Annotated in this window: 8 protein-coding genes; 7 read left to right on the top strand and 1 reads right to left on the bottom strand. The window is 32.3% G+C overall.

What is annotated here, in order from left to right; genetic code table 11:
- Positions 1 to 175 precede the first annotated feature (175 nt).
- Both RR409_RS04880 and RR409_RS04875 read left to right on the top strand, forming a co-directional pair.
- Entirely contained in the window at positions 176 to 2,125 is a 1,950-nt protein-coding gene (locus tag RR409_RS04880; RefSeq protein WP_332556605.1) for a S8 family peptidase, read from the top strand.
- A 572-nt stretch (positions 2,126 to 2,697) separates the two neighbouring features.
- A complete protein-coding gene (locus RR409_RS04875; RefSeq protein ID WP_332556604.1) occupies positions 2,698 to 4,437 on the top strand; it encodes an ABC-F family ATP-binding cassette domain-containing protein in 1,740 nt (579 codons plus the stop codon).
- A gap of 97 nt (positions 4,438 to 4,534) precedes the next feature.
- Here the strand turns inward: RR409_RS04875 and RR409_RS04870 are convergent, their stop codons facing one another.
- Positions 4,535 to 5,029 carry a ferritin family protein gene (locus RR409_RS04870; RefSeq protein ID WP_332556603.1) on the bottom strand — a complete coding sequence of 165 codons (495 nt, stop codon included), beginning with the start codon at positions 5,027 to 5,029 and terminating at the stop codon, positions 4,535 to 4,537.
- Between the two features lie 891 nt (positions 5,030 to 5,920).
- On the opposite strand from RR409_RS04870, the gene RR409_RS04865 reads away from it, so the two are divergent.
- From RR409_RS04865 to RR409_RS04845, 5 genes are all read left to right on the top strand, one after another.
- Positions 5,921 to 6,916 carry a DnaD domain protein gene (locus RR409_RS04865; RefSeq protein ID WP_332556602.1) on the top strand — a complete coding sequence of 332 codons (996 nt, stop codon included), beginning with the start codon at positions 5,921 to 5,923 and terminating at the stop codon, positions 6,914 to 6,916.
- 8 nt (positions 6,917 to 6,924) lie between these two features.
- On the top strand, positions 6,925 to 8,229 hold the full coding sequence (dnaB, locus tag RR409_RS04860; RefSeq protein WP_332556601.1) for a replicative DNA helicase: 1,305 nt from the start codon (positions 6,925 to 6,927) through the stop codon (positions 8,227 to 8,229).
- Between the two features lie 53 nt (positions 8,230 to 8,282).
- Complete coding sequence (locus RR409_RS04855; protein WP_332556600.1) at positions 8,283 to 8,951, top strand: hypothetical protein; 669 nt, start codon at positions 8,283 to 8,285, stop codon at positions 8,949 to 8,951.
- Between the two features lie 845 nt (positions 8,952 to 9,796).
- Positions 9,797 to 10,498 (top strand): nuclease-related domain-containing protein, encoded by a 702-nt coding sequence (locus RR409_RS04850; protein WP_332556599.1) that lies wholly within the window; start codon positions 9,797 to 9,799, stop codon positions 10,496 to 10,498.
- A gap of 92 nt (positions 10,499 to 10,590) precedes the next feature.
- A complete protein-coding gene (locus RR409_RS04845; RefSeq protein WP_332556598.1) occupies positions 10,591 to 13,761 on the top strand; it encodes a DUF3427 domain-containing protein in 3,171 nt (1,056 codons plus the stop codon).
- Positions 13,762 to 14,002: the final 241 nt, after the last annotated feature.

The raw sequence follows: 14,002 nt of genomic DNA, 5'->3' as shown, positions 1-14,002 counted from the left end.
CAATTAAAAAATTTATCAGATAATTATTAGTTAGCTTGTTAAAGAACTATATGGGAAAAAGCTAATATAATGTAATACAGGACGTAAAATTACCCAAGAGATTATCATAACATATAGCACATGAGTTTAATTATATAAAGAAGGCATAAAGCACTTAGGACATAGGAGGAGTGGAATGAAAGGAGAGAGTTTTAAGGAATGGTTGGCCACTGGAAGAGAGGCGAGTGAAACTGATGAAGGTATAAATAAAGTAGAAGATGTAAATTTTAAAGAGCTTTTTCTAAGTGAAGAATATGAAGATTATTTTGTGGAATACACAGGAGACATCATGAACACATTGAAAAACATTGATTACGCTAAGATGTTATTTACAGGGAAGTTTTTTGGAATTATTTTTGTTAAAAAAGGTATGATTAATACTTTAGTACAAAGTGTTTCTGAAATTACAAACTTGCAAAGAAGTTTCCCATATACCCTAACACCTACAACTTTTGAAGAAAATACAGGTGGTTTTCAGGAGATGGAAATGGGTAATGTACCCTATGATGGGAGTGGTGTAGTGGTTGGAATCGTAAGTACAGGTATAGACTACCTAAATCCAAGGTTTATGAAGGAAGATGGAACCACTAGAATAATACGTATTTGGGATCAAAGCATTAATGATGAAAAAAGTTACCCAAATATTATTTATGGAACAGAATTTACTAATGAAGAGATTGATAAGGCAATAAAACTTAATGGTTCTGTGCAGAGTCCTTATACTATTGTGAGTCATAAAGATGAAACAGGCTATGGCACAGCCATAGCAGGCATTATTGGGGCAGGAAAACTAAACCAAACTGAAAATCTCTTAAGCATAGCACCTAACTGCGAATTTGCTATAGTAAAATTAAAAAAGGCTAAAAAAAACGTATTAGAGGCAAATGGCATAAAGGATATAGGTCCAGGGATATTTCAGGGAACAGATATAGCCCAGGCAATGGAGTACCTGTCAAATTTAAAACAGGAATTAAATAAACCTATGGTTGTTTATATTCCACTAGGAAGCAATAATGGGGGTCATGATGGGGGCACAGTTCTTGAGCGATATATTGATTTTCTTACTGAAAGAAGAGGTTTTGCTCCAGTAGCAAGTGTAGGGGTTCAGGGTTTAGGTGAAACCCATACCAGCGGCAATCTTTTCCAAACTGGTGGGCAAGATACCATAGAAATAAACATAGATGAAGGAGAAGAAAATCTTATGATTTCCTTATTTACCATTGAACCTGATAGAGTTTCCATTGGAATAATTGCACCAGACGGAAATAAATTAGAAGAAATTCAAACACATGAGAATCATGGGGAAAATATTATATTTAACCTTGGTTCCTCAATTATTAGTTTACAAAGCTACGAAGAACAAAAAGTAATTCCAGATAATAGGTTAGATATTTTAATTAGAAACTTAACCCCAGGAGTATGGAAAATAACTCTTAAGGGTGAAGAACTTTTTAATGGTAGATATGATGCTTGGATGACTCAAAAGAATCTCTTAAAGAAGGAAACTAGATTTTTAAAGCCAGATCCATTTATTACTGTAGTTACACCTTCTACTGCTAAGAATATGATAAGCACTGGATTTTATAATCAAGTTACAGGAGAGCTAATAGAAGAATCCAGTAAAGGCTTCACCAGGGATGGGCGAATAAAACCAGATGTGATTACTGCTTCTTATAAAATGCTTACTACGGGGCTTGAAAATAAACTTATCCTTGGAAGTGGATCAGGTATAGCAGGTGGTATATTAGCTGGTACAGTAGCTTTAATGTTTCAGTGGGGGATAGTGGAAGAAAATAACCCAAATCTTTATGCTCAAAGCCTTAGGAATTATATCATAGGAGGAACTACAAGAGATGAGGGAGTAAACTATCCTAATCCTGAGAGTGGATATGGAAAACTAAACATACCTAAGATATTTGAGAATCTAGAAAAAATTAAGTTTAATAGACCTAATACAAACAAAGTAGTTACAGGTAGTAGAGAAACTAATTATAAAAAAGATATAGATAATACTAGTGAGGAATTAAATTCTGGATTGTATATTAGTATACCTAAGGAAATACTTAAAAGAATAAAAAATGGGTAATTTTATTTTAAATAATGAACAAGTTCATTTTGGTAAGCCGCTTTGGAAGGAGATTTAACTCCCACCTTAAACTTGTTTAAACACTGATGAGGCTGGAAGAGTTATCCTTCCAAAATGTCGTTAAAGGGGTTAATCATTCTTTATGAATAAATGAAAAACCTGTATTGTTTCCTTTTTTAAAATATTTATGAGTAGGTAGCAGACAAATTCTGTGTGCTATTAATGGATTTTTAAAATCATTGAACTTAATCATAAAAAGTGTTATGCTATCAAAGGTGAACCTAGTAGAATGTGTTTCGCACAGAAAAATCAAATGCAAAATTAAAACTGATAAGTAAGGCATCTTCAAAAAATAAATAAGTCAGTATGATTGTCTATTTTGTTTTATACTGCGTCAACAGAACCCTTAGATAGCTCTACTATCTAAGGAACCAGTTTCCTTGTCGGCACAAGCTTGCTTGTGAACTCAAAATATACTTCACATCTTTGACTTATTATTTATTTTCAGATGCCTAATACATTTAAGAGCTTATTTTTATAAGCTCTTTTTTATGATAAAGAGAGGTAATAATATGATAAAAGTTGAAAATTTGTCCTACTCATTTCCCCAGAAGGAAATATATAATAACATTTCATTTACAATAGAAGATGGAGAGCATTGTGCTTTTATAGGAAGAAATGGTAGTGGAAAAAGTACACTGATAGATATAATTATGGACCCAGAAAAATATATGTTTGATGGTAAGGTAGAGATAGATCCAAATTGTAGAATTGGTTATGTGAGTCAATTCTCACAAATAGATAAAGTAGAAGAAACTACAGTTTTCCAATATATAGGGGAAGAATTTATTAAACTACAAAATGAAATAGCAGCAATTTGTAGTGAAATGGAAACAGCTTCTGATATTGAGCCTTTACTAGAAAAGTATCAAGAAGCATTAGATGCCTTTGAAGCAATTAATGGGGATGATTTCGAAAAAAACATTAATAAAAACCTAAATCTTGCAAACTTAATGAAATGTAAAGATCTAATGATATCTGAACTTAGTGGAGGGGAATTCAAGCTTATTCAAGTAATTAAGGAAATGCTGAATAGTCCTGACTTAATGATTATGGATGAACCCGATGTATTTTTAGACTTTGAAAACCTTAATTCCCTTAAAGATCTAATTAATTCACATAAAGGAACAATGCTAGTTATCACCCACAATAGATATCTACTGAATCATTGTTTCAATAAAATTCTGCACCTTGAGAACATGGAGCTCCAAGAGTTTGAGGGAAGCTATATAGAGTATAACTTCTCATTACTTCAAACTAAAATTGAGATGCAAGAACTAGCAATTGCTGATGATGAAGAACTTGAGAGAAATGAAAAGTTAATAAAAAGATTAAGAGATATTGCAACTGAAAATGCTGAAGGTGCTAGAGGAAAATCTCTAAGGGCTAGAGTTAAAATTCAAGAAAGATTAGAAAAGCGTAGAATTAAAGCTCCCTTTGTAGATATTAAACATCCGAATTTCAGGTTTTTTATTGATAATAGAATAGAAGAAACCATTGCTTTAAAAGTTAGTGATTACAGTGTTGCCTTTGATGAGTTACTTCTTGAGAATGTGAACTTTGAGATTAAATCCAACGAGAAAGTAGCCATTATAGGTCCCAATGGTACAGGAAAAACCACGCTGCTTAGGGAAATCTTTGAGAATAATACTCCTTCTATTGAAATAAATGAGGCCATGGAAGTAGCATACTTATCTCAACTTCAAGGTAAAACACTAAATGAGTGTAACACCATACTGGAAGAATTCTTAGAGGCTGGGTTTAAAAATTATGAAGATGTTACAGATTATATTTCAGACTATGGCTTTGAAGAAGGTGCCCTTAATCAAAAGATAGGATCTTTATCTGGTGGAGAAAAGAACATACTTCAAGTGGCTAAAGTTTCTGCAAGTAAGGCGAATTTCTTGCTTCTTGATGAACCCACAAGTCATTTAGACACTTATTCACAAATAGCACTGGAAAAAGCCATAGAAAAATATAAAGGTGCTATATTAATGATTTCTCATGATTTCTACACTGTAGTAAACTGTATGGATTCTGTTTTAATCATTGAAGATAAAACAATTAGAAAAACCAATATAAAGAAATTTAAAAAGATGATTTATGCTAGTCATTTTGACAAAGATTATTTAGAAACTGAACAAAAGAAAAAGTTAGTTGAAACAAAAATAGAATCGGCTTTAAAGAATACTGATTTTATCACTGCAAAAGAGTTATCTGAAGAGCTAGAAGAGATCATTAAGTTACTGTAATTTTATAGGTAAAAACAAACCCCGCATAAATAAACTTATGCGGGGTTTTTTAATAATCTAACTTTAAGCAATTTCCCTGGAGGGATTAACATACTTTTTAAAATGGAGCATAATTTTGCTGTGACCACCATTCCTCAAGCAGGTTTTCATATTCTTTAGAGAAGGTTTCAACATGTAGCTTTTCCCAGCTTGCTAAAATGGTATATAGTTCTCTAGCTTTTTCTATAGACGTATTTTTAGCACAGTTTTTATAAAACTCAATAGCAGCTTTTTCTGTTTGAATAGCTATGCCAAACACTGAAACCGCAAGAGTTGCACTTTCTCTATCAAGTTTATCCCAACTAAAAATCCTTGGTGATGGAAGTGGCTCAATGATTGATAAATTGAATTCATCTTCTTTATCATCTTTAATCTTTTCAAAAAGAGTCTTAAGCCATACAATATGTTTTACCTCTTCTTCTGCTAAAGAAAGAAATTCCTTTTTAACTTCTTCTGAGATACCCTCTTTTGACGCAGCTAATTTATAAAACTCTGCTCCTTCAACTTCGTTTATTATTGCTTGTTTTAATATTTTAAGTTCTTTAACATCCATAAAAACACCTCTTTATAATAATAATTATCGTTAAATAATATTTATTCTTTACTTATATTATAACATTATATTATGGATTTACAATATTAATTTCAAAAATTTAACAGTAAATATGGATATCAAATATTTGTTAAGTGAATAAAAGAAAAATTCAAGGACATTTCAATGTAAAGTGTTGGCTAAGTAACATAGCAAATTGCAAGTAAAAATTTCCAGTTTTTACTATGACCTCTGAGGTGCTAACAGAAGTAGGGAGTGCAGAGAACAAATTCTGTATTATACAGTCAAATCTCCTTCCAAAGTCGTTAAACAAAATGAACAAGTTCATCTTGTTAACAACTTCATTTTAATGAAGCACCTTAGAAGCAGATCTAGATTGTCACCAAAGCAGCTAATCTTGTCTGAGAAACTGCCACTTTGGAAGTCTAACATAGATAAATCACCCCATACCAACCACCTGACTTAAACAAAAACAACAATACAAAAAATAAACTACTACATAATAAAAAGGTTTATGAAAGAACCATTGATTCATCATAAACCTACTAACAGTTTTAAAAACCTTTAAGGATTTAACTAAGTTTTGGATTTGTTGAAATTTTTATAAGTCTTTATTTAAAATATCTTCAGAAAATTATTATGTAAAGAGTAATGGTTCTTTTATTTTTCAAAATTTTTTTCGAAATTTCATGAAAACTTCTAAACTTCTGCATATCTAATTATTGCAAATAGATATTATAAAAATTTTGGTAAGTGGGGGGACCGTCTTTCTATCTTCAGGTTTATAAAGCTGAACCAAGCAAGAAATGAGTATCCTCAGGGATTTCATGAAGATAAGGAAACAAGGACCTATAATTATTTACCATAGTATAAGAGAGGGGATATGTTTTTATGTATAGACCAATAGATATTGAATTTTGGCAGGATGATTTTATCTTAGAACTAACACCAGAACAAAAGCTTATTTATATATTTCTTTTAACCAACAGAAGGACTACTCAATGTGGAATTTATAATATTAGTTCTACTATGACTCAAGTGGAGCTTAAGATTTCTGAGGAAATGATTCTTCAGCATTTAGAGTTTTTTAAAGCCAAGGGAAAGATTCTATACAGTGAAGAAACCAAGGAGATTATGCTTTTGAATTGGTATAAATACAACAACATCCATAATCATAAGAATATTCGAACCTGTATAAATAAGGAGCTTAAAAAGGTGAAAACTGCAGAATTTATAAACCGCTTTTATGAGATTTGCAAAAGAGTCTGCACTGACCAGCCGGAGCTTCTTAGGGAAATCTTTAAGGATGTTGTTTTTAGGGAGTTGCCAGTAGACTCGGATATTGAGCAAGAAGAACCTATAGGGGACATAATTTACTCTGCAGTTGAAGACGATGATGGATCAAAACCTCAAGACTCAATGGAGGAGAGCTCTAGTGAAATATCAATGAACAAATTAAGTAATACAAATGGAAAGGTTAGGGATGAAATAGCAGCAGATATTAAGGATAGTAACAAGGATGAACACCTTGAGAAAGGTAAATCAGGGATATCCACAAAAAATAAAGTTATAGAGTGCTTTAAAAACAACTTTCATCTTCCCTCTTACATGGAAATAGAAAAGCTAAATAGCTGGGTTCAGGATATGGGAGAACCTTTAGTTTTAAAGGCTCTTGAAGAAGCAGTTTATCAAAATAAGAGAAGTTTAAATTATGTATCTGGCATATTAAACAACTGGTTATCTGAGGGGATTCAAACCCTTCATGGGGCAGAGGAAGCTATTAATAAATACAGGACTAATAAAAAATCAGAGGCAAAGAAAGAAGATAGCAGTGCAAAGAAACTTTACAGCAAAAACCTAGCGGAAGAAGATTTTGGAGGGGAGTAGAAAATAAAATGGATAGAAGATTTAACCTAGAGGCAGAATCAGAGGTTTTAGGAGCAATAATAAAAGAAAATAAACTAATGCAGGAGATTTATGATTTTCTGAGTCCAGAGGATTTTTACGACGAGAAAAATAAAATAATCTATTCTGCCATGAGAGAACTCCATGAAAACATTTCTCCTATAACTCTTATCACCTTAAAGGAAGTGTTAGGAGAGAAACTGCCTTTAGTGGGTGGAATCAGCTATCTAAGCCAGGTAATAGCAAGTTCAGTTACAGGGGCACATGTGAAAACCTACAGCGAAATCTTGAAGGACAAAGCAAATTTAAGAAGGTTTATAAGCTGTTCTAATAATGCCTCACAACAGGCCCATGATGGTAATAAGACCATTGGTGAAATAATAAATGAACTAGAGACCACCATAAACCATATCAAAGGTCAGGGGAAAAGACACAATGGGGATATAAAAGAAGGGGTAGAAACTTTTATTGGAGACATAGAAGCTATAAGAAATGGAGAAAAAAGTTTATCTTCCAATAGTACAGGCTATAAGTCTCTGGACCGTATTTTAGGAGGCTTTGAAAAGCAGGAACTGATGATTATAGCTGGAAGACCAAGTATGGGAAAGTCTGCTGTTAGCATGAATTTAGCTCTTGCCACAGCCATAAAAGGGAAGAACAAAGTAGCTTACTTTTCCATAGAAATGAGCAAAAATCAGTGCTTTCAAAGGATTGCAGCAGCCCTATGTAAGATACCCATGAATAAAGTAAAGAGATCCAACTTAACAGAGGAGGAATTCACTAAGGTTAAGAGTCATATAGAAAAATTCTCCACTTATAATTTCAAGCTTTATGATTCAGTACTTTATTTAGAAGATATTAAAAGTGAATGTTTAAGATTAAAGGAAAAGGAAGGATTAGACGTGGTGTTTATAGATTATCTTCAAATAATAGGAGTTCAAGGAACCTTTGGAAATAGAAACTTAGAGGTATCAAACATTTCTTCACAGCTAAAAAGAATGGCAAAGGAATTAGATATCACAGTGGTATGCCTGTCTCAAATCAACAGAGCTACAGAAACCAGAGTGGATAAAAGGCCAATCCTTGCAGATTTAAGAGACTCTGGAGCTATTGAGCAGGATGCTGACACAGTAATGTTTGTTTACAGACATGCCTACTATGAGCCAGAAGAAGCAAAGGAAGAGGACATGGAATTATTAATTGGAAAAGCAAGACAGGGAGAAACCGGCATGATTCCAATGAAATGGAGTGGAACCTATCAAAGAATGGAAGAAATATTAGTAATAAAAAAATAGCTTTAAGCTTTAGGCTGTAGTGAAAACTATGTAAATAAAAGGGGGATTTAGTTATGGAATTAATAAAAGATACTATGGATAGATTTATTACAGAGGATAAAACAATAAATAAAGGTGAATTTATGAAGGTGGCAGCAGGTGCAAATAAAGATTATGATGAACCTTTTGGATCTGAAAAAAGTAGGGTTATAAAGGTTTTCACTTTTAATGGACAAGCTATTGACGTAAAAGCTTTTACAAAGGGTAATAATGATGAACAATATATTCATAACCTGGCTGAGGAAACTAAAGGAGAGGAAGAAGTAAACCGTAAGTGCTTAGAAATAAACTATACCAATTTAAAACAAATCTTTCAGGTGATGAATGAGCTGGCAGGGGAAGGACAAATAAAGTGGAAATATGATTACGATGCCATAATAGATAAAAAGGCTACCTACATCCTTAGAATCAATATAAAAGCCCTTTATAGTAAACTCCTGAAAAAATGTAAGGAAAAAGGAATTAAAACTCCCTTTTATGAGGATAGACCCTTTGATTTTGCAAGGGTGCTACAAAATGAAAATTACTATCTAGGAAGTTTTAATACTCGATTTTTAAGACAAGATAACAGCGAAAGAAAATTCGTAAGTACCAGTGCGGTGCACATTGATGTGGCAGCCCTTCAAACTATGGGGGTAGAAGTTGGAGCAATGCTTGTGGATAATAGGCGAAGGTTTTGTTAGAACTAAAAAGTAATTAAAAGTGAACCTTATAAGGCACATTAAACTTTAACATAAGTTTTTTTCATCATTGTCAGCACTGATAAGTCCTGTTTTCAGAAAACTCTCCCCTTCATTTTTGTAGTGAAAAGTACCATTACTTATCTTTTAATATGAAAGAAAGATAGCTTCAATAGGAAATGCAAACAAATGTTTGGAAGAGTATAAACCAGTGCAATACACTGAGCTTGTTATAAATTTAAATCCTAGGAATTAAATGAATTCCTAGGATTTAAGTTTATAACTCTCTAGCTGTTGTATTTTCACTTAAAATCTTCTTAAAGTTAATCGAGGACATAATAACAGTGGTAGAAACCGCAATTACATCAGCAAATGGCTCCGCTAGCAACACCGCAAAGTTGATAAAACAACACCATGGTTTGTATATAATATGAACAAATAGTCATCCAACTTCATAACTTGCACATACTTCAACATTGTATTAAAACATAACTTAATAAATAAGCCAAATCTATTAATAAACTATCTATAGTAAAAATAGCGAAAACAAAAGTGGAGATATGTCCAAAACTTAATACTGAGGTATTTTAAAAACCATTGAATAGTATGTTTCAAATTTAGGTGATGAAAATTCGCTGCTATGTTTAGAAAATGCAATAAGTTTAGAAAAATTATTAGGTATATTATTTAAATTAACTAAAAATAAAAGTTTAAGTAATCTAATCCAAGATTATTTGAACTTTTTTGACTTATTTCTACAAAATTTTTACAAATGGAATGCTATACTGTAAATAATATTAATAAACATGTTATATGTTTATAAGAGAAGGGATTTGGAGGTATTAGGGGTGTATATTGGATTTATATTATTAATAGTTTTAGTAGTTTTAGTAGTTGCCGCAGTTCAATATGTTGATTATAGCAAATATGAAAAAAGCAACTATAAAAAAGAGACAGGCAATACCTATTTTAAAGTTAGGTTTGATGCAGGTTTTTATGGCGAGTATCTAACCTTTAACATATTAGATAGGGTCAATGGAAATAAGAAAATCTTAACTAATGTGTATGTTCCAAAAGAAACAGGAGGAACCACTGAAATTGATGTAGTTATGATTCACGAAAAAGGAATCTATGTAATGGAATCTAAAAACTACAGTGGATGGATCTATGGAGATGAGAAAAACAAAAACTGGACTCAAACTTTTAAAAGTGGAAAAAAAGAAAAGTTTTATAATCCAATATGGCAAAACCAAACACACATTAAACATTTAATAAAATTATTGAACATGGAAAACTCTAATATGTTTAGATCTATAATTGTGTTTAGCGAAAGATGTGAGTTGAAAAAAGTGCAAGTTACATCGCCAGATATAAAGGTCATAAATAGATACAGGTTATTGCGCACACTTAATACTTTAACTTCAGAAAGTAAATTATGTTTAGATGTTAACGAAATAAACAAAATTTATGGAAGGCTTAAAGGCTATACAAATGTATCAGAAGAGGTTAAAAAGCAGCATATTGAAAATGTTATAAGTTATAAAAAATAAGTATAAAAATTTAAGAGTTAGTACAAGCTGGGTTTGAAAAAGGATTTTTTATAAGTAAAACTAAATAAATTTCATGAACAATGGAGAACATTATGGATTTCAAAGAAGGTTTATATGAACAGTTAATAACTAAAAGTTTAAAAGAATACATAGATAAGGCTGATAAAAATATTGAGCTTGAAGAGGTTGAAAAGGAAGAGGCTAACATAATTTTAGCAAAGCATTTAAAAGGGGTTATGGAGCTGGCACTTAGGCAAATCAATGAAGATAAGAAGGAAGATAAAGAAGCCTTAGATAAACAAATAAATCTTAGCAATAAAATAATTAAGCTAATTTGTGAGGAAAGAGAAGAGGCGTTTCTAGAGGATTTAGTAGCTCAAGAAGGTAAGATGCTTTATTCTATTACTTCAAAGGAAAACAACGTAAGCACTGTTAACAAAAAGACTAAGGCAATAAGGCCAAAGACTCCTCTAACACAAAGTAGTTTGTTTACTAATGCTACTAATGAACCTAATTTAGCTAATGAGTTAAGTCTTGAGATTAGAAGCTCAGATTCAGTAGATATTTTAGTTTCCTTTATAAAGTGGTCGGGTATTAGAATTTTAAAGGAAGCTTTAGAAGAGTTCACTAAATATCATAACCTTAGAGTTATAACAACCTCTTATATGGGAGCTTCTGATTACAAAGCTATTGAGTTTTTATCACAGCTACCAAACACTGAGGTTAAGATATCCTATGATACCAAAAGAACAAAGCATCATGCAAAAGCTTATATGTTTAAAAGGGAAACTGGATTTTCCACAGCTTACATAGGTTCCTCTAATATTTCTAGATCAGCCATTGATTACGGACTTGAGTGGAACATAAAGGTCACTGAAAAGGACTCAAAGGATGTGCTAGAAAAGTTTGAAGCCACCTTTGAATCCTATTGGAATGATGAAGAATTTGTAACCTTTGACATAAGTCAAAAGGATGTACTATTAAAGGCTTTAAAAAGTGAAAAATACAAAGGTGAAGAAGATGCCATTTATGAATTCAACATTAAACCTAACTATTTTCAAAAGGAGATCTTAGAAAAGCTTAAGGTTGAAAGGGAAGTTTATAATAAACATAAAAACCTAGTGGTGGCAGCTACAGGTACAGGAAAAACTGTAATCTCTGCCTTTGATTTTAAAAGATTTTTAAAGGAACACAGCGGAGAAAATACAAAGTTACTCTTTGTAGCTCATAAGCAAGAAATCTTAAAGCAAAGCTTAGGTACCTTTAGAACAGTTTTAAAGGATAGAAACTTTGGGGAGCTATTTTATAATGGTAAAATTCCAAACTCCCTAGATGAAGTTTTTGTAACCATACAAACCTTTAATTCTCAAAGGTTATATGAAAAAACCACAGAGGATTACTATGACTTTATCATTGTAGATGAGTTCCACCACTCAGCAGCAGAATCTTATCAAAAGCTTTTAAGTTATTATAAGCCTAAGATTTTACTAGGCCTCACCGCAACCCCTGAGAGAATGGATGGTAAAAACGTACTAGAATACTTTGAGGATAGAATTGCAGCAGAACTTAGACTAGGAGAAGCCATTGACAACAAGCTCTTATCACCCTTCCAGTATTTTTGCATCACTGACTCCATAGATTACTCAAAGGTAAAGTGGGTAAGAGGGGGCTATGATAAGGACCAATTAGATAAATTAATTTCCAGTGATAATCAAAGAGCGGACTTAGTTATAAAGAGTATGTATGAATACTTAACAGATATGGAAACCACCATAGGAATTGGCTTTTGTACCTCAGTAGACCATGCAAAATTCATGAAAGATTACTTTAATAGAAGAAATATAGAAGCAGAAGTGCTTTATGGATTAAGCAGTGAAGCTGAAAGGGAAGAAGCCATCCATGCCCTAAGAAGTGGAAAGCTTAAATTTATCTTTACAGTGGATCTTTTCAATGAAGGGGTAGACATTCCAGAAGTTAATACCCTACTGTTTTTAAGACCTACAGAAAGCTTAACAGTATTCATTCAGCAGCTGGGCCGTGGACTTAGAATAGCAGACGGTAAAGAATGTGTAACAATACTTGATTATGTAGGACAGGCAAATAAGCAGTACAACTACTATGAAAAGTTTGCAGCCATAAGTAGAAAAAAAGGTAAAGACCTTAAAGAATCCATAGAAGAAAATAATGTACTATTACCAAAGGGTTGCTACTTATACATGGAAAAGGTAGCAAAGGAATATATCCTTCAAAACATAGGTGAATACATAAATGATAAGAGAGGCTTAATCAAGAAGATAAAAGACCTGGCTTATGAAAAAGGAAACAATATCACCTTAAAGGACTTTATAACATCTTATGGTGTAGAGCTTTTAGATATCTACAAAACTAAAGGAAACTTAAAAGGAAAAAGCATAAACAACAGTTTTTATAGATTATGTGTAGAAGCAGGCATCAGAGAAAGCTTTGAGTGTAAAGATGAAGCTATCTTAGCAAACTCCTTAGGAAAAGTAACCTTTATCAACTCAATTAAAATGTTAAAGCTTTTAATAGAAGTAATGGAAAACTTAGATAAATATAAAGACCATAGTTTCAATGAAGCAGAAGAAAAGCTATTACTAATGTTCCATTACACCCTATGGGGTAATTCTCTTAAAGAATTTAACATGAAAACTGCCTTTGAAAGCATAATAAGGCTTTCAGAAAATAAAGAAATCTTTGAGGAAGTTTTAGAAATCTTAAACTACAATTACAATAATCTTTCAGTGGTATCAAAGAAGGATAGAGCAATGGAAAACTCGCCACTAGAAGCACACTGCACCTACACCACAGATCAAATCTTAGTGGCACTTGGAAAACATACAGCAGATAAGAAATACAACTTCCAAGAAGGAGTACTTCATGTTAAAGAAAAGGACTTAGATGCTTTCTTTATAACCTTAAACAAAGTTGAAAAGCATTACTCACCATCCACCATGTATAAGGATTATGCAATAAGTAGTGAATTATTTCACTGGCAAACTCAAAGTAAAATAAGTCCTGAAACTCCAACCTGTGAAAGATATATAAACCATAAAAAGAATAATCACAAAATACTTCTCTTTGTAAGAGAAAACAAAAAGGATAAGGGTTTCACAACTCCTTTTACTTACTTAGGCATTGCAGATTATGTAAGGCATTATGGAAGACTACCGGTGAATATAGTTTGGAGGCTACATGAAGCGTTGCCTGCAGGGATAGAAGTTAAGGCGGAGAAGGCATTGTAAATTAGAATGATGTAGGGTGCACTGTATCATAAGTAAGTGCGAAAACAGCCTGGAAGCAAGATGTATCAACGCGTTTGTGCTGTTTTATTAGGTATTATTATTTGAAATTTCTAATTAAAATAATTAGAATGGGGTGACTCTCGGTGCTTTGTCATATGCAAATACTGTTTTTGGGAGATATATTTCCGTACATGGGGTGTGTAGTGATAGTTGTTTGGTTCGATAGAAAACACAGTTAGTA

Source organism: Clostridium sp. (genome assembly GCF_036642255.1).
GTDB lineage: Bacteria > Bacillota > Clostridia > Clostridiales > Clostridiaceae > Clostridium_J.
This window is presented reverse-complemented; position numbering and strand designations above follow the sequence as displayed.

Coding starts and splice junctions, on each gene's coding strand:
- RR409_RS04845 (WP_332556598.1), top strand. CDS start 10,591: ATGGATTTCAAAGAAGGTTTATATGAACAGTTAATAACTAAAAGTTTA.
- RR409_RS04880 (WP_332556605.1), top strand. CDS start 176: ATGAAAGGAGAGAGTTTTAAGGAATGGTTGGCCACTGGAAGAGAGGCG.
- RR409_RS04855 (WP_332556600.1), top strand. CDS start 8,283: ATGGAATTAATAAAAGATACTATGGATAGATTTATTACAGAGGATAAA.
- RR409_RS04870 (WP_332556603.1), bottom strand. CDS start 5,029: ATGGATGTTAAAGAACTTAAAATATTAAAACAAGCAATAATAAACGAA.
- RR409_RS04875 (WP_332556604.1), top strand. CDS start 2,698: ATGATAAAAGTTGAAAATTTGTCCTACTCATTTCCCCAGAAGGAAATA.
- dnaB (WP_332556601.1), top strand. CDS start 6,925: ATGGATAGAAGATTTAACCTAGAGGCAGAATCAGAGGTTTTAGGAGCA.
- RR409_RS04865 (WP_332556602.1), top strand. CDS start 5,921: ATGTATAGACCAATAGATATTGAATTTTGGCAGGATGATTTTATCTTA.